This is a genomic window from Shewanella sp. MTB7 (assembly GCF_027571385.1).
In the GTDB taxonomy this organism is placed as follows: Bacteria; Pseudomonadota; Gammaproteobacteria; order Enterobacterales; family Shewanellaceae; genus Shewanella.
This window is the reverse complement of the sequence record NZ_CP085636.1, coordinates 1773511-1790594: the sequence shown is the minus strand read 5'-3', so window position 1 is coordinate 1790594 and position 17084 is coordinate 1773511. Positions and strand designations below refer to the sequence as shown.

The following is a 17084-nucleotide window of genomic DNA, read 5'->3' as shown; positions in this document are numbered from 1 at the left end:
TAGTACTAATTGTTCACAGGAACAACATTGTGTTCGCTATTACTATTGTCGCCTATCTTAACCCCATTATTCAATCTTTGCTGCAACATATGATCTTGGATATATGCATTGATACGTTGACGTTGCTCCATGATCTGTACATTGCTATAGCCTTGATTTTGCTGAACTGAGCCCGTCTGCAGACTGACTGGTGTCACACTGCCAACAAGAGGACGAGTATTCAATACTGGCAAAGGCGATGCGTCGATAGCACTTTCTTGATTGTAATTTTGTACTCCAATCACAGCAAATAGCGCCACACTCGCGGCAATCGCATATTGACCAAACTGCTTAAACAGCGGGATCACGTTCGACTTTTTAGCTGGTTGTGATTCATCAAGCTTAGGTTGAACCGGTAGCAAAATCGTTGGTTCTAATTCAATTGCAGCCGCAATACTTGCACTGAGATCTAAATTCATTGTTCTAGGCAGCTCACCACGCATTGCATCGCCTATCATATGATAATCACGCCACTGTTCATGTGAACCCTTATCAGCTGAAAGTTCAGCTAACGTCTGCGCATCGACTTCACCATCGACGGCAGCGGATACCCATTCCTGACCTAATTTATCCATTTATCACCTGTATATTACATATAATTAGTAAAAAAGATTACTGCTCAAGCAAAGGCTGAAGCTTTTTATCGATTGCCTCTCTGGCCCTAAAGATGCGAGATCTTACGGTACCAACGGGACAGTCCATTACATTAGCGATCTCTTCGTAACTCATACCATCGAGCTCACGTAACGAGATAGCCATCTTTAATTCTTCTGGCAGAGTATCTAATGTGTCAAAGATCACTTTCTGGATCTCCTCTGACATCATCAAACGCTCTGGAGAGGCAAACTCCTTTAACGCATCACTACCATCATAATACTCAGCATCTTCAACATCGATATCATTTGCAGGTGCGCGGCGCCCCTGTGCCACTAAATGGTTTTTTGCAGTATTAACTGCAATCCGATACAACCAAGTATAGAATGCACTTTCTCCTCTGAAATTAGGCAATGCTCGATAAGCTTTTATAAACGCTTCTTGAGCCACATCAGCAACGTCAGCCTGATTGCGTACATAACGCGAAATCAAACTCATGACCTTGTTTTGATACTTTTGCACTAAGAGGTTAAAAGCGTTCTTATCTCCCTGTTGCACTCGTTCAACTAGCTGTTGATCACTTATTTGTCCACTCATCCGAGCCGACTACTCCTAAATCTAAAATGCTGATTTCTCAGTCGCTCGAATCATATTCACATATGTAGACTAGCTTACTTCTGAAAAGTTCTAAAAAAGTTGCATAAAGTTGAATTTATTTTCTGTTAGCTAGGGATGTATCCATATTTGTTGACTTGGTTTACCATAGATGACACCCATAGACTTACCATGATACCTGATGAAACAAGTAGTTGAACACCAATCTGACGTTTTGGTTATTGGCAGTGGCGCTGCCGGCCTAACACTCGCTTTGTATCTTGCTGAAAAGTCACAAGTTATAATATTATCTAAAGGACCTTTAAGTGAAGGTTCGACATATTATGCCCAAGGAGGTATTGCCTCAGTTTTCGATGAAGATGACACTATAGAGTCCCATGTTGCTGATACTTTAATTGCCGGTGCTGGTTTATGTGATGAATCAGTTGTCACGTTCACCGCTAAGAATGCAAAAAGCGCCATGGAGTGGCTAATCGAATGTGGCGTCGCATTTGATAAAGAGGAAAATTTCAAAGGAGATGCCAGCAAAGCGCCCTATCATCTCACCCGAGAAGGCGGTCATAGTCATAGACGCATCCTTCATGCCGCAGATGCTACAGGTAAAGAAGTTCAGATGACGCTGCAAGACAGAGCCAAAGCGCATCCCAATATTCGCGTCCTTGAACGCTATAACGCCATCGACCTTATTACCTCACGCAAGTTGAATCTTTCAGGAAATCGAGTACTCGGTGCTTATATCTGGAATAGGGATGAGGAACATGTTGAAACGGTTAAAGCTCGCTTTGTTGCTCTAGCGACTGGCGGATGCTCAAAGGTGTATCAATATACATCGAATCCCGATATTGCTTCCGGAGATGGTATTGCCATGGCTTGGCGCTCAGGTTGCCGTGTTGCCAACATGGAGTTTAACCAGTTCCACCCCACCTGTCTCTATCATGCCGATGCCAGAAACTTCCTTCTCACTGAAGCGTTACGTGGTGAAGGTGCTTATCTGCGACGACCTGATGGTAGCCGCTTTATGCCAGACTTTGATGAACGCGCCGAACTGGCACCAAGGGATATCGTTGCTCGAGCCATCGATTATGAGATGAAGCGCTTAGGTTCAGATTGTGTTTATCTCGATATTAGCCATAAACCAGCCGATTTTGTTATCAAGCACTTTCCAACAATACATAAACGTTGTCTGGAATTTGGTATCGACATCACCACAGATCCCATTCCTGTGGTTCCCGCTGCGCATTACACTTGTGGCGGTGTGATGACGGATCTGCATGGCCAAACCGATCTTAACGGTCTCTATGCCATTGGTGAAGTCGCTTACACAGGTTTGCACGGGGCCAATCGTTTAGCCAGTAACTCTCTGCTGGAGTGCTTAGTCTTTGCCCGTGCCGCTGGTGAAGATATTGCGAGTCAACTGCACAAAATCCCTATGCCAGGCACGCTACCGGCTTGGGATGAGAGCCAAGTATCCAATTCAGATGAAGAAGTGGTGATTGCCCATAACTGGCATGAGCTTAGGCTTTTTATGTGGGATTATGTCGGCATTGTTCGCTCAGATAAACGCCTTGAGCGTGCTCTGCGTCGTTGCTTAATGCTGCAGCAGGAGATACAGGAATATTACAGTAACTTTCATGTCACCAACAACTTGCTAGAGTTAAGAAACTTAGTGCAGGTCGCCGAACTGATCATTCGTTGTGCGATGGAACGTAAAGAGAGTCGTGGTCTCCATTACAATATTGATTATCCGGAGCAATTGCCTAAGCCAACCCCAACGATATTACAACCAGACTAAGCTGTATTTATGGCTATCGGTTTAAGTTTTATCACCAACAGTTAAAGCCAAAGTGAACTCCAGAGCCACTTTGGCTTCAGCCCAGAGCGATCAGGGCTTTTTAGTTAACAGCAGACGACACAAGTGACGATAACTTATGTCGTCACACATATCAGCCCATACCATCAGTAAACTCAGCCCCTTTTCCGTTTCAATATAGAAAAGACAGATAAAAGGCGAAACAAACGCTCTTTTGTATAAGGTAAACTTCTCTACACCTGCAAGGCTCCCTTCTCCTGCAACATTGAGAATAAACTGACATTTCCAGCAATTTAATTTCCAAAATTGAGCAGTAAAAAACAGCAACATAAATGAAAAAAAGATTACTTGAGTCAGATGGTAGAACAGATTATCGAAGGGAGGCCAGGCAAGAAATGAAGTCAAACATAAGCAAGCAAGAACGACCAACGAAAACCGCTGGTCGAATGAGGAGATTAAGCTAAAACTATGCTGCTTCTCTTCCACGGACACGAATTACCATTTCGGCAAGCTCAGGATCTGTGGACTTTTCATGGCCCATAAACCAAGCAAATAATACAGGGTCTTCACCCTCTAACAAACGAACAAAGGTGTTTTTATCTTGGTTAGACAGCTGCTCATAATGATTTTCAACAAAAGGTTGAAATAGAACATCAAGTTCCAACATACCTCTGCGGCAAGCCCATCTCACTCTCGCTATTTTAATTGGTTCAGACACGTAATCTTACCTCTCGCTTATTTTGTCGCTAGTGTAATCTTATCAATCACTGACTTCAATATGAACGAACACTATATGAACGAACTCAACAGTGCTCTTCAAACTATAGTTGCTGTACTTGAGCATCACGACCTGCAAAAAGATCGGTAAAATCCGTTGCCAATAGGCGCTTCACAGCTGGATGCTGGATCATCCTTTCGGCAAACATCACATGATATACCTCTTTGATGTCGGTTGTTTCACCGAGAAGAAACATATCATGGGCGAGAATATCTTGTTTATAAATAGAGGGAGCAACGAAAATTCCCTGCTTGAAATAACCAAATGCCTTCATCATAGCCGCATCGTCGAATTCACCTAAGATATTCACGTTGAGTCCATTTTCATCAAACCAATGATGAAGTTGTTGGCCTAGAGAGGAGCGTTTGCCAGGGATCAATAACTTGCCTTGTTCTAAACACTCAGGAAAAGGACAACTAAACGTCTCTGAGGAGAAAAAAGCAACCCCGCACTCGCCCAATTTCTTAGATAATATTTCAGGATATTTCAAAGATTCACCAGCACAGTCTGACAAGATCATATCCAGTTTATGCTCTCTTAACCGTTCCATGAGGCTCTCGTGAGTCGACTCAAAGCAAGCAAGGTGCATAGAACCATCACTGGGTACAACTGACAAGAGTACTCGACTCGCCAGCCCTTTTGAGAGTGCATCGGCAATCCCAACTTCAAATAGAATATTCTCATCTTTTTGATAGTTAAGAATGTCCAACATCTCATAACTTAGACTAAACATCTTATCAGCATAACGAAACACTAACTCGCCAAGTTCAGTCGGTTCAAGCGAACGCCCTGCTCGTTTAAACAAACTGCCCTTGAGACGCGTCTCAAGTACACGGATCTGTCCTGTCACCGTTTGAGGGGTTAAGCATAAAGCCTCAGCAGCTTTTGCTACCGAGCCTTTTTTATGCACCATCCAAAAATAATATAGGTGATTATAGTTTAAATGTGACATTACTTAAGACGCTGACAATCCATCAGGTTATACATCACACTATTAAGCATCTCAACATTTTGTACATTGCCAGCAATGAATGCTTCAGCCAAGCCATTCACGAGCACGTCACGATCCGGAATTCGCCCTTCACAGTATGTACGGTTCGCCTCTTGAAAACGCTTACCACCACGATACTTAAGCGCTCGTGACTCGTAACTGTCAGTCTCTATACGAGCCCCTACAGCATTCGGCTTGTACATCAAAGCACCATCAACAACACCTTCTAGATAGTGGTGGCAAGATTCACTCTCAATATCAGAGTTACAAGCATTTAGTTGATTTGCATTCGCTGTAAAAGCCATGCCAAAACTCAGGGCTAAGGTTACTAATACTGTTCTCATACCACTTCTCCTTTAATATTTGCTTTGCTCGTAGAGACCTCAGGCAATACTTTTGATAACCAGAAGTAACCTATCAGCGCAGAAGCAAATGACCCCACCAATATCCCAAGTCTTGCAAAGTCACCATTAACGGCTGCATCACCTGTAAATGCTAGTGAAGAGATAAACATGGACATAGTGAAACCGATGCCACACATCACAGCCACTGGAGCAATATGTTTCCAGCCCATTCCTTCAGGAAGAACCGCAAGCTTTAACTTGACACCAATATAACTAAATACCAATACACCCAATGGCTTACCTAACAATAAGCCTAACGCTATTCCCACTGGCACTGGCGATAACAGATCGCTAAAGCTCATTGGGCTTAAGTCTACCCCTGCATTGGCAAAGGCAAAAATAGGTAAGATAATAAAGGTACTCCATGGGTGTAAGCTATGTTCCAAACTTTCCGATGGTGAACTGCCATCTTTTGCCCTTAATGGTATACAGAAGGCGATAATTACTCCTGCTAAGGTGGCATGAACACCTGATTTTAGCACCGCTATCCATAAGATAAGACCCAGAACACCATATGGCCCCAGTGCTGTCACACCTTTCAGGTTAAGCCCAATAAGACCTAATATTGCCATTCCCGCAACAACTAAGCTCAACATAGAGAGATCTGTACTGTAGAACATAGCGATGATCACAACCACACCCAAATCATCGATAATAGCTAGGGCTAAGAGGAAGACTTTCAGCGAGACAGGGACACGACTGCCTAACAATGCCATCACACCCAATGCGAAGGCAATATCCGTCGCTGCTGGAATAGCCCAACCCGCTTGAGTGATAGGATCGCCATAGTTAAATAACAGATAGATACCAGCTGGGAAGACCATGCCCCCTATCGCTGCAAAAGTAGGTAATGATGCCTGAGCTGCACTCGACAATGCGCCTTCAAGCAGTTCACGCTTGACTTCTAGTCCAATCAACATGAAAAACAGGGCCATCAGGCCATCATTAATCCAATGTATTAATGTTTTATCAATATCCAAACTGCCTACACGAACCTGCATCTCGGTATCTAGAAAACCTTGATAAACATCAGCTAAAGGGGAGTTAGCCATTATCATAGCGAGTGCGACTGCAATCATTAACAAAATGCCGCCTGCCGATTCTTGGCTCATAAAATTCTTAATCGCCCTTTCCATATTTCGCTCCAAAAAAACTTAATGAATTGAGTTTAGCTTAAACTCATATACTTGAATATTCGTTTCCATCAGCTCTAAACATCGGAATTTCCGATGTTTAGAGTGTATAGACAGTTTGGTTCGTTATCAATTAATACCAAATGGTATAAGCTTTTCTTCCGTTTAAACAAATATCAACAGGAACAAGTTTATGCTTAAAATACAGCGAAGAAAACAGGTATATAAAAGAGATTATTCTTAAGAATAATTAAGATAATGAATCGATGCAATATCCATTATCTAATTTAATTCAGTTATTTACAGAATAGTGAACGGTAGTAAAGGGGCTAAACTGAAAAAGGGTACTTTATCGCATCATGGTGCTGATAATCCGATATTTCAAAATCATCCATAGTGACCCAAGTTTCTAAATCTTCAAGTGATTTAATATCTGGATTGATACTTAATCTTGGTGACACATAAGGAACTCTTTTCAGCTGAACATCACGCATAAGCTCAAGTTGATCTTCGTATATGTGTGCGTTAACTATTTTGTGATAAGCCATTCCTGGTTTTTTGCCCGTTATTTGTGCAACTATAGCCAACAAAGCAAAAACCTGTACCTGATTAAAGTTTAAACCTAGTGGCACATCACAAGAACGCTGGAAACTATTTAAGTAGAGAGTATCACCGAGCAAAGAGAAGTTATGGGTATGCATACAGGGACGTAAACATCCCATATGGAACTCGCCCGGATTATAGAAACTTAATATCTCACCCCGATCATCGATGCCATTTTTAAGATTATCTACAATTTTTCTTAACTGATCAATTGTGCCGCCATCCGGCTTACTCCAGGCTCGGCCCTGAACACCGTAAACCCGTCCCATATCATCTTTACCTTTACGATGTGCGTTATTTAGCCAGACTTGATTGTCGTTGGCGTTTGCATCCCAGGTCTTAGTGCCTATCTTTCTAAAATCGGCGGCATTATCATAGCCGCGTATATAACCCAACATCTCAGCAATAGCACTTTTCCAAAAACTTTTTCGCGTAGTAATGAGAGGGAATTCATTATCTGCTACGTTATAAACCAGATCGGCATTAATCACAGTTAAACAGCGTTTACCGGTACGCTTATTCTCTACCCAAGTGCCCTTATCGATAATTCTGTTACATAGATCTAAATACTGCTTCATTACCACTGTCCCTCTGATGACGCCTAATTAAAATAAAATACAAATTCCGTGCAACGAGCTAAATAATTCTACTCTGCGTTATTCTGTTAACCCATTGCAGTCTACTAGATGAATGCGAGTTTAACCCCTGTCAAAATAAGCAAGAGTGCAAAAATTTTCTTCAACATCGGAGTCGGCCAGATGCTGGCCGCCCTGACTCCTAGAGGTGCTATTAATACTGAAGTTATCACTATTCCGATAAGTGCTGGTAAATAAACATAGCCTAGAGTGCCTTCAGGCAATCCTGATACCTGCCAACCCGCTATCACATAGCCCACACTACCAAACAAAGAGATGAACACACCTGATGCCGAAGAGAAACCTATGGCATTGCGCATCTGTAATCCACACCAGCTCAGGAAGGGAATAAGTAAAATGCCACCACCAATTCCCATTAAGGCCGCAATGATAGCGATAATCACCGAGGTCAAAAATAGTGTTAGGGTACTGGGAAGCGGCTTATTCTCAACAGTAACGCGAAAAGGGAACGCCATCTGAAATGCCATTAAGATCACAAAAAGTGCGAATATCTGCTGCAGTTGATCCGCACTGATCTTTTGAGCGATAAATCCGGAGCAGATGGAACCTAAGATTAACCCTGGCAGCATAGGCTTAAACATAGGCCAGGGAATATTACCACGTTTGTGGTGAGCTTGAGCTGAAGAGAGAGAGGTAAAGATGATAGCTGCAAGTGAGGTCGCGATCGCCACATGGGGCAAAACTTCTGGCACAAAACCTATCCGGGGTAGTAAGAGAAGCAAGGCTGGTACGGCGATGACACCACCACCGATCCCGAGCAACCCTGCCATAAAACCGATCACGGCACCTAAAGCTAAGCAGCTAATAAAAACTAAAACTAGGCTATCCAAGGCAACACCTTCACTGAAAAAAGAGCCATAGTTTATAGCAAAAATGGCAGGGGCATAATAATTAGTTAAGCAGTGCACCTAACTCTCGTGACTCGAAATAACACCTCACCAACTCCCTCACCTCGTGACCATGACTTAAGGTCAATGCCATCTCTAACAGTTCACTAAGATCAGAATGTGAGACTCGTCTCAGAAGATAATTGACCTTAGCTAAACTGCCCTGATTCATGCTCAGTTGATCATACCCCATCGCAACCAGCAAAATAACGCCGATAGGTTCTCCGGCGAGCTCTCCACATACGCTTACAGGTAGATTATACTGCCAACAATCAAAACGAGCTCGCTTTAAGGCTCGTAATATCCCCGGGTGATAACAATCATAAAGTGTACTTACCCTTGGGTTATTTCTATCCACAGCCAACAGGTATTGAGTCAAGTCATTGGATCCCACCGATATAAAATCGACTCGTCTGGCCACTTCCGCTAACTGAAACAACAAAGCAGGCACTTCCAACATGATACCTAGCTTAGGTCTAACAATATTTGGATTAATGTCGTTCTTCAGTTCGAAATAAGCCTGTTCTAAATAAGCTTTTGCTTGGTCAATTTCATCAAGGTTACTCACCATCGGCAGTAGGATATGCAATTGTTCTCCCTCTCCACCGGCATGAACCATAGCCCTAAGTTGAACGAGAAAAAGCTCTGGATGATCGAGTGATAAGCGGATGCCTCGCCAGCCAAGAAAAGGGTTTTCCTCATTGATAGGAAAATAGGAAAGTGGTTTATCTCCGCCAACATCTAAAGTTCTCATCACAACAGGCCTGCCACTAGCGGCATTTAGCACCTCTTGGTAAACTTTTATCTGCTCTGACTCACTGGGAAACCTCTGCTGTAGCATAAATGGTATCTCAGTGCGATAGAGACCAACGCCATCAGAACCTTCAGCAATTTCTGACGCTAAACTGCTTAATAGACCAGCATTTAGATATAGATGAATACGTTTACCGTCAATGGTCTCGGCCGGTAAATTCAGCTCCAGCGCATATTTATGCTGTAACGCTTTTTCGGCAGAGATCAAATGACGATATTCATTAATTAACGTCTGAGAGGGATCAACGAGTAACTGACCTCGATTGGCATTAATGATAAGCAACTTCTTATCAATACCCGCGTTAAGGATCCCTTCAACACCTATGATAGCCGGTACGCCTAAGGCTCTGGCTAAAATAGCGGCATGGGAATTTACCCCACCTTGTTCAGTCACAATCCCCACGAGCTTGTGCCGAGGAAACTCTGCTAACATAGTAGCATCAGCTTCCTTTGTGACTAAGATGACCGGGATCCCCGGATCAACCTCCATCCTTTCGGGCTCAATTAGCAAGCGTAACACGCGTTGCCCTAAGTCTCTAATATCACTAGCTCGTTCTTTCAGATAGAGATCTTGCATCTGAGTGAATTGTTCAATATAACGCAGTGAAACACGGCTCACAGCAGAGACAGCACACCAACCGCCTCTCACTTCTTTAATGTATTCTCCACCTAAACTGGCATTATCAAGCAGCAGCAGAAGCGCAGAAAAAATAGAGACGACTTCATTATCTTGCTCTTGTTCGAACCGCTGAGATAGGGAGGTCAGTGTATTTTTACAAGCCTCAATAGCATTGTGTAATCTAGCTTCTTCAGACACGATATCTTTAGTGCGAGAATCAACTTGTTCCAGAGATATCTGGGCACCTAGTACTAAGGCATGGGCGATAGCTATACCGTTAGCGGCGGATGTACCCGTAAAATGAAGTTGATTTTGACTGCTTTGTACTTCATCTTTCATTTTCAGGTTTCTAACAGCCATGGCGAGCTGTGCAGCTAATGTCATCAGGAAAGCTTCTTCCCCCTCATTAAACTGACGGGCTTCAATCTGCTGAACAACTAAGACACCTAAGATACGTTTTTGATAGATGATGGGAACGGCAAGAAATGCCCGATAGCTGTCTTCTTCTACCTCTATAAACTCTTTAAATCTAGGATGTTGTCGAGCGTCGGCAAGGTTAACAGCTTCTTCACGTTCAGCAACCAGCCCCACTAAACCTTCACTGAGGGACATTTTAACTAGACCCACAGCATCAGTAAGCAAGCCATCTGTCGCCGATAAAACAAGTTTGCGTCCCTCTAATAGGTAGATTGAACAACATTGAGTTGCCATCGCTAACTTTGTCTGAGTCACCAAGAGTTCTAGCGCTGAATGGAGATCCTGAGCTGCCGCAACAGCCTGTGTAATATCTCTTAGTGTCTTTAACACTTAGTAAACCTCCATTTTCACCTAGTCAGGAATATTCAGATAGTGGCTCCCCTCTAGTAGGTAAAAGGGGAGTTTAATGTATCAGCATTTAACGTCGTCGACCTCTTCTTAAATTACTATTGCTGCTGTGAGACTCCCAAGCCTGAAATGGTAGCGCAGTAGGTGCAAACTCCTTCATGACTTTTCTATAAACATCGCGTTTAAATGACACCACTTGTCGAACGGGATACCAATAACTAACCCAACGCCAGTCGTCAAATTCAGGATGGCCACTGGCATTTAAGTTTATCGCACTTTCACTGCTTTTAAGTTGTAGCAAGAACCATTTCTGCTTCTGTCCAATACATACCGGCTTACTATCTTGTCTAATTAAGCGTTTGGGTAATCTGTAACGTAACCAAGAGCGAGTTGAAGTTAAGATCTGAACATGCTCAGGCCTTAGTCCAACTTCTTCATAGAGCTCTCTATACATTGCTTCCTCAGGGGTCTCGCCTTCGTCGACGCCACCTTGAGGATACTGCCAGGAATGTTGACCGAATCTTCTCGCCCACATAACCTGCCCAAAACGATTACAGATAATGATGCCCACATTAGCCCGAAAGCCGTCACTATCAATCACATGGACTCCGTGAATTCACCATTCTAATGGCTCGATTGTTTCACAAAGCAGGGCCTTCGGCAAATATCCCGTTATAGAATAATCTTGGATAAAAAAACAAATTATCTGTTTTTATCAACAGCACCGCCATTGAACATGTGAGGATATCCACAATTTCTGTGGATATCTCTGTTCCTAACTCATTTATAACAGTTGAAAACATAAATAGAGAGCAAATTCCACAATGTAAAAAATTTTAACAATATAGTTAAAATCCATTTAATTACATATAGATAATAATAGACGCTGTATTTTTATATGCACTAAAAATCAAAAAAGGTCATTTATTAATCAATGAATAACTTTTAAATTATCCAGCTTTAAAATTTCTAGGTTATTCACAGACAAAAGGGATAATTAATCTAATTCATTAATTTAATCACTAATATTATGTTTGACATCTCAAAATTTTAGAGCTTTAGATTCATATTTAGAAGTTATCCAATAAAACTGTGGATAAGTATGTTGGAAGTTTGGGGTAAAACCAAACTGGCTCAAAATTAGATTACCACGTGTTAATTTTTTATGTTATTTCACATTTATTATCAACAACTTAAGATGGCAACCTAAAAATAAGTTATCAACACACGTTAACTTGTGTGTTTTTTGCCCACAGATTGCTATCTCTATCAGCTTAGGTAAAATAACTGAATGACAGCCCCCCGTTCTCCCAAAACAATCGTTGAGTTAATGAGTCGTGCCTATGATATGGCAGGATTAACATTAGGCCAGCTTGCGCATTCTCATGGCTTTACCACTCCGGCTAACCTTAAACGCGACAAGGGTTGGGTCGGTCAATTAATTGAATATGAACTGGGGGCATTAGCAGGTTCCAGACCTGAGCCAGATTTTCTTCATCTCGGCGTAGAACTTAAAACAATCCCCGTAGATGCTAGAGGAAAACCGATAGAAACAACTTATGTCACCGTTGCTCCCTTAATTGATATCCAAGGCTTAACTTGGGAAACAAGTGTGGTTTGCCATAAATTGCAGACAGTACTTTGGGTTCCCATTCAAGGAGACAGAGCAATCCCCGTTTCCCAACGGCAAATCGGCACTCCTATTTTATGGAGCCCAAATGAGACTGAGCTTGCCCTGTTAAAGCAAGACTGGGAAGAGATCATGGAATTTATTGCACTCGGACAGGTAAAGCAGCTAACAGCCAGACATGGTGAAGTGCTACAACTTAGGCCAAAAGGGGCAAATAGTCGCTCCGTCACTCAAAGCATAGGGATTGATGGCACGACTCAATTGACGAACCCTAGAGGTTTTTATCTCAAGATCCCATTCACCCAATCAATTTTATCCAGAGCATTCAGTTAGCAAAATGTTCACGCGACCGATAACCTAGCAACATTTAACCAACAAGATTCACCACTCAATCACCAAGACAAACAAGCTGTTAGCATTCATTTTGCAGCTCTAAATGCTTTAACCAAGACGTTTTTTTGACACATTCGAGTATTTCTACAGTTTTAGTCTCATTTAACACTGAAACTGGCTTTCATTTGACTAAGATCACAAATACTACTGGAAATGTAGTGGGTCTTTTCTATAAAATAGCGCCCCAGACCGCCAGCCTTAGGATACCCCCGTTACTGTGAGAGCCCGCATACAAGCAAAAAAACTTATTTTTGCAATATTCGCTTGGGGAATCGCCATGGCGGCATTTGTGTTCTTTCGCTACGCACAATCACCTGAGCTACCTCAATGGGCTATAGGAACTGCAGATCTAGCTACATTGGCTGTATATATGGGGATCATCTTCGGTAGTCTACATTGGATGTCTAACTTGATTGCCGACTTTAGTGCGATCAATCGTCTCCCTTATCTGTTCTCGGTGATTTTTAAAGGGCTATTTCTCCTTCTTGGCGCCACGACGCTTGCCTATATTACCCAGTACCTCAATATGTGGGCCATAGAGAACCATATGGCCACCTTGAGACAGATGCTAACAGCACATATTCTCTACAGTCCTTCATTTCAGGCTCTTATCGTCTACCTTGTGGTCGTTAGAGTTGGCTTAGCTTTTATCGAACAAATGGCCTTACTTGTTGGTCCACGTGTTTTACTTAATATAGGTCTAGGTAAATACCATAAACCTAGATATGAGCAAAGATTGTTTCTCTATCTGGATATGGTTGCCTCAACAACGCATGCAGAGACACTAGGTGACTACCGCTTTAGTCGATTAATTCAAGATAGTTTCAGCTTGTTATCTGACACAGTGATCAATAACGAAGCCGAAATATACCGCTATATGGGCGACGCAGTATTAATACATTGGCCTTTAAAAGATGGCGTGTTGCAAGATCGCTGTTTTAATATCTATTTTGAGTTTAGTCAACAACTAAACTGGCAACGTCAATATTTCGAAGAACAGTATGGCTTCGTTCCTAAATTTAAAGCGGCGGCTCATTGTGGTCAAGTCGTGACGGCTGTCGTTGGGGTGCAGAAACAAGAGATAAGCTACTTTAGCGATGTGCTCAATACGTTAGCCAGACTTCAGGACCAATGTAACCCATTGGGCCAGAGAATGCTGATTTCAGGTTCTCTGGAATCGCGATTAGACAAAGGCAGTGGCCAATATATACTGAGCAATCTTGGTCCGATAAAATTAAAGGGGAAACAACACTCAATCGAAGTGTTTGGTGTCTCAAGCAACCAGCCAACTCAATGAGACACAAAAGCCTGAGATAAACTTAGGTTTTGCAGGCTAAACCAGTATTTATCCTAATTTTAGATTACTTTATCTCTTTACTCAATAACTCCTGAATCGCTAACCCTATGGTTCTAAAAGTTAAAATCCGACTCGATGTTTGCCGCCACACAAGGCCGATATCTCGATACGGTGTTTCACCAGGTGGTTGCATTACCACCAAATCAGTATCATTAAGGATCCCCGCATCGATTGCCATCTGAGGTAAAAATGTGGTACCCAACTTACCGTTAACCATTTGAACCAGCGTATGAAGACTCGTTGCTGCGAATGGATTAACTTTTGCACTATCCCCTAACTGACAGGCGCTGATGGCATGGCCGGTTATACAATGTTCAGCTTGTAGTAGAAAAATACTTTCATCAGGCAGTGATTGATAATCCAATGGTTCATTAATTTCACCAACCAACTCAGTGTGTACTACCAGCTTAAAGGGATCGATACCCACCTTCATACTATGGTAGCCACTGGTATCAACAGGTAAAGCGAGTAATAACAGGTCCAACTCTCCTTTACCCAACGCATCGATCAACCTTTCCGTCGTATCTTCTTTCAAATACATAGTCAAATCTGGATAAGCTTGCTGGCAATGTCTCACAACACGACTCAGTAGAAACGGGGCTATTGTCGGAATACAACCTAGACGTATATCACCAGTCATCGGCTCTCCTTGGTGCTTCACCAGCTCAACAAGGTCATCGACATCGGTAAGCAACTTACGTGAGCGGATCACGACTTCCTCACCAATCGCAGTAAAAATAAATGATTTATGATCACGCTCGATCAACTGATGACCAAGTTGTTCCTCTAAATTCTGTATACCACTAGAGAGCGTTGATTGGCTCACATGGCATATCTTCGCTGCCCGATTAAAGTTTTGCTCTTGGTAGAGGTTCACTAGGTAATAGAGGTTTTTTAAACTGGGTAAATGCTTCATAAAATCGATTACCAACTAAGATTGTCATCCAAAAATTCAATATGACTTTAGCATAGTTTGGCCACAATTTACGTGTTCTGTGATTTCGAAATGTGAAGGGCCTCTGATATTACGTACAACCGTTAAAAGTCAGACACAAAAAAGCACTAATGAAGCAAACTTCATTAGTGCTTTTAAAATAGCGCTTTAAAGATTAGTGCGTTGAAATACAAACAGACTCAATCTAACTTAGGCTTTTGCTTCCAAATACAACTTAAGTTCAGCAAGATCTAAACTAGCATTATCTACAATAGCTTGTAACCAGGCTTGGTGTCCATCAGCCCACTCAGCATCTTCACCATGCTGAAGTAGTTGAGCTAGCTGCTGAATACGTTTTAGACCTACTGAACCGGCAGCACCTTTAAACTTGTGAGCTTCAGAACATAATGTGTCCTTATCCTGAGCTTCTTTGGCATTAACCAAGTTACCAACATACTCAGGCATTAACTGCTCAAATAAAACGACACTTTTGAGTAAAGTGCCAGCACCAATTGCGCTGCAGTATTGCTCTAGAGTATTAAGATCTAAAATTGATTCTATCCCAGCTGTTGCCATATTAAGGCACCTCTCAAAAATTCTTGATTGTATACAAACTAACTTACAACATAATACCCGCTATAATTACTGGTGCAACTAAATGAGTCATAAGACCGAAAAAACATTCATTTATTAACCACCTTATAACTAATTGTTAATAGAATCTGTCATTTAACCATTTCCTACAAGGGTTTTAGGTCATTTTTAACTTAGAAATCAAATAACTTCCCTGCCCACCTTTTTCTTTCAAATCATCAACAATAGCCACTAAACCATTCCAACGAAAAACACACCAATCGGGCGCTAATAGTATGGGTTTCTTCGCATAAGCAGTAACTCTATGAAAAATAATTTCTTTTGGCGTAAACCTTATCATTTCGCCAACACTGAAAGCGTAATCTTCCATTGACAGTAGCGCTATTCGATCACTGCGCCATGCTTTTGCCATAGTGCTACCTTCGACAATATGCAGTGGATGTAACTTAAGCCCATCAACGCCAGCTTCGAGTACCGCATGTAGACTATTAAGATAGTCTACATGCCCCTCTCCCGGTAAACCTAGAATAAGATGAGTACAGACCTTAATACCCCTGGCTCTGGCCCGCGTCACCGTGTCGAGATAATCGGCCATCGTATGACCCCGATTAATGCGCTTTAGTGTTTTATCATTTGCCGATTGTAGTCCCAGCTCTAACCAGACTTGAATTCCACGCTCCTGATAACCAACAAGTAGCTCAATCACGTCATCAGAGACACAATCCGGCCGAGTTCCCACACATAACCCAACGATATCAGGATCGGTAACGGCCTCGTCATACTTATCTTTTAGTACCTGGTATTCGTCATAAGTGCTAGTATAAGCTTGAAAATATGCGATGAACTTTGTCGATCGTCCGGCAAACCTTTCCCTACCTTTATTCAGTTGTTCAGGTATCGATAGCTCAGTACCATGCTCATAACTAAAAGAAGCCACATTACAATAGGTGCAGCCACCTTTACCTAAGGTACCGTCTCTATTTGGACAGGTAAATTTTGCGTCAATAGTTAATTTCTTTAATTTTTCACCAAACTGCTTTTTACAGGCAACACCAAACGTGTTGACGAACTGATCTAAACCCATTTTTTACTACTATAAGAATTAATCAGTAGATTCTAATGCATCACACAATCAAAAAAGTGGTGCCAAATCAAACAAAGGTCAAATGGCAACAAAAGAGAAAAAATAACAGAAATAGAGATTCAGCAAAAAAATAGGTATAAAAATGAAGTTAACTCATCAAGACTGCATAAATAAGCAAATGCGAATCTAGCTAACAATGCACTATTTTTACAGTGAAAATCATATTTCTCAAAAATATATCCCCACCAAGCTTTGTTACATTTCATTAACTAATAAAATGGAAAAACACGTAAATTCTTTTTATTCATAAGGTTATATAAACAAT

At 41.9% G+C, this 17084-nt stretch carries 17 protein-coding genes; 3 read left to right on the top strand and 14 right to left on the bottom strand.

The features are described from left to right. Positions 1-5: 5 nt before the first annotated feature. Together HWQ47_RS07460 and rpoE are read right to left on the bottom strand one after the other, a co-directional pair. A complete protein-coding gene (locus tag HWQ47_RS07460; protein ID WP_269970538.1) occupies positions 6-614 on the bottom strand; it encodes a sigma-E factor negative regulatory protein in 609 nt (202 codons plus the stop codon). 37 nt (positions 615-651) lie between these two features. Then, the gene (rpoE, locus tag HWQ47_RS07455; RefSeq protein WP_269970537.1) at positions 652-1230 is read right to left on the bottom strand and encodes an RNA polymerase sigma factor RpoE; all 579 of its coding nucleotides are present in this window, start codon (positions 1228-1230) and stop codon (positions 652-654) included. Positions 1231-1429: 199 nt separating this feature from the next. On the opposite strand from rpoE, the gene nadB reads away from it, so the two are divergent. Then, positions 1430-3040, top strand: a complete 1611-nt coding sequence (nadB, locus tag HWQ47_RS07450) for an L-aspartate oxidase (RefSeq protein WP_269970536.1) — start codon at positions 1430-1432, stop codon at positions 3038-3040. Between the two features lie 90 nt (positions 3041-3130). On the opposite strand, the gene HWQ47_RS27965 is transcribed toward nadB, so the two are convergent. The 9 genes from HWQ47_RS27965 to rppH form a co-directional block, all read right to left on the bottom strand. Further along, positions 3131-3544, bottom strand: a complete 414-nt coding sequence (locus HWQ47_RS27965; RefSeq protein ID WP_326515449.1) for a protein YgfX — start codon at positions 3542-3544, stop codon at positions 3131-3133. Beyond that, positions 3525-3725: an FAD assembly factor SdhE gene (locus HWQ47_RS07445; RefSeq protein ID WP_269971688.1), complete on the bottom strand. Its 201-nt coding sequence runs from the start codon at positions 3723-3725 to the stop codon at positions 3525-3527. The genes HWQ47_RS27965 and HWQ47_RS07445 overlap by 20 nt, the downstream gene beginning before the upstream one ends. A gap of 154 nt (positions 3726-3879) precedes the next feature. Next, positions 3880-4788 carry a transcriptional activator NhaR gene (nhaR, locus tag HWQ47_RS07440; RefSeq protein WP_269970535.1) on the bottom strand — a complete coding sequence of 303 codons (909 nt, stop codon included), beginning with the start codon at positions 4786-4788 and terminating at the stop codon, positions 3880-3882. Continuing rightward, on the bottom strand, positions 4788-5171 hold the full coding sequence (locus tag HWQ47_RS07435; protein WP_269970534.1) for a hypothetical protein: 384 nt from the start codon (positions 5169-5171) through the stop codon (positions 4788-4790). The genes nhaR and HWQ47_RS07435 overlap by 1 nt, the downstream gene beginning before the upstream one ends. Beyond that, positions 5168-6367 (bottom strand): Na+/H+ antiporter NhaA, encoded by a 1200-nt coding sequence (nhaA, locus tag HWQ47_RS07430; RefSeq protein ID WP_269970533.1) that lies wholly within the window; start codon positions 6365-6367, stop codon positions 5168-5170. The genes HWQ47_RS07435 and nhaA overlap by 4 nt, the downstream gene beginning before the upstream one ends. Positions 6368-6693: 326 nt before the next feature. Beyond that, positions 6694-7545: a thymidylate synthase gene (locus HWQ47_RS07425; RefSeq protein WP_269970532.1), complete on the bottom strand. Its 852-nt coding sequence runs from the start codon at positions 7543-7545 to the stop codon at positions 6694-6696. 104 nt (positions 7546-7649) lie between these two features. Beyond that, on the bottom strand, positions 7650-8453 hold the full coding sequence (locus tag HWQ47_RS07420) for a sulfite exporter TauE/SafE family protein (RefSeq protein WP_269970531.1): 804 nt from the start codon (positions 8451-8453) through the stop codon (positions 7650-7652). Between the two features lie 61 nt (positions 8454-8514). Further along, a complete protein-coding gene (ptsP, locus tag HWQ47_RS07415; RefSeq protein ID WP_269970530.1) occupies positions 8515-10749 on the bottom strand; it encodes a phosphoenolpyruvate--protein phosphotransferase in 2235 nt (744 codons plus the stop codon). A gap of 88 nt (positions 10750-10837) precedes the next feature. Beyond that, positions 10838-11368, bottom strand: coding sequence for an RNA pyrophosphohydrolase (rppH, locus tag HWQ47_RS07410; protein WP_269970529.1), 531 nt, complete (start codon positions 11366-11368; stop codon positions 10838-10840). Positions 11369-12058: 690 nt separating this feature from the next. Between rppH and mutH the strand changes: the two genes are divergently transcribed. Further along, a complete protein-coding gene (gene mutH, locus HWQ47_RS07405) occupies positions 12059-12730 on the top strand; it encodes a DNA mismatch repair endonuclease MutH (protein WP_269970528.1) in 672 nt (223 codons plus the stop codon). A 277-nt stretch (positions 12731-13007) separates the two neighbouring features. Continuing rightward, complete coding sequence (locus HWQ47_RS07400) at positions 13008-14087, top strand: adenylate/guanylate cyclase domain-containing protein (protein ID WP_269970527.1); 1080 nt, start codon at positions 13008-13010, stop codon at positions 14085-14087. 64 nt (positions 14088-14151) lie between these two features. On the opposite strand, the gene oxyR is transcribed toward HWQ47_RS07400, so the two are convergent. From oxyR to HWQ47_RS07385, 3 genes are all read right to left on the bottom strand, one after another. Then, positions 14152-15063 carry a hydrogen peroxide-inducible genes transcriptional activator OxyR gene (gene oxyR, locus HWQ47_RS07395; protein ID WP_269970526.1) on the bottom strand — a complete coding sequence of 304 codons (912 nt, stop codon included), beginning with the start codon at positions 15061-15063 and terminating at the stop codon, positions 14152-14154. A 228-nt stretch (positions 15064-15291) separates the two neighbouring features. After that, positions 15292-15657 carry an Hpt domain-containing protein gene (locus HWQ47_RS07390; protein ID WP_269970525.1) on the bottom strand — a complete coding sequence of 122 codons (366 nt, stop codon included), beginning with the start codon at positions 15655-15657 and terminating at the stop codon, positions 15292-15294. Positions 15658-15832: 175 nt separating this feature from the next. Beyond that, the gene (locus tag HWQ47_RS07385) at positions 15833-16759 is read right to left on the bottom strand and encodes a TIGR01212 family radical SAM protein (protein ID WP_269970524.1); all 927 of its coding nucleotides are present in this window, start codon (positions 16757-16759) and stop codon (positions 15833-15835) included. Positions 16760-17084: the final 325 nt, after the last annotated feature.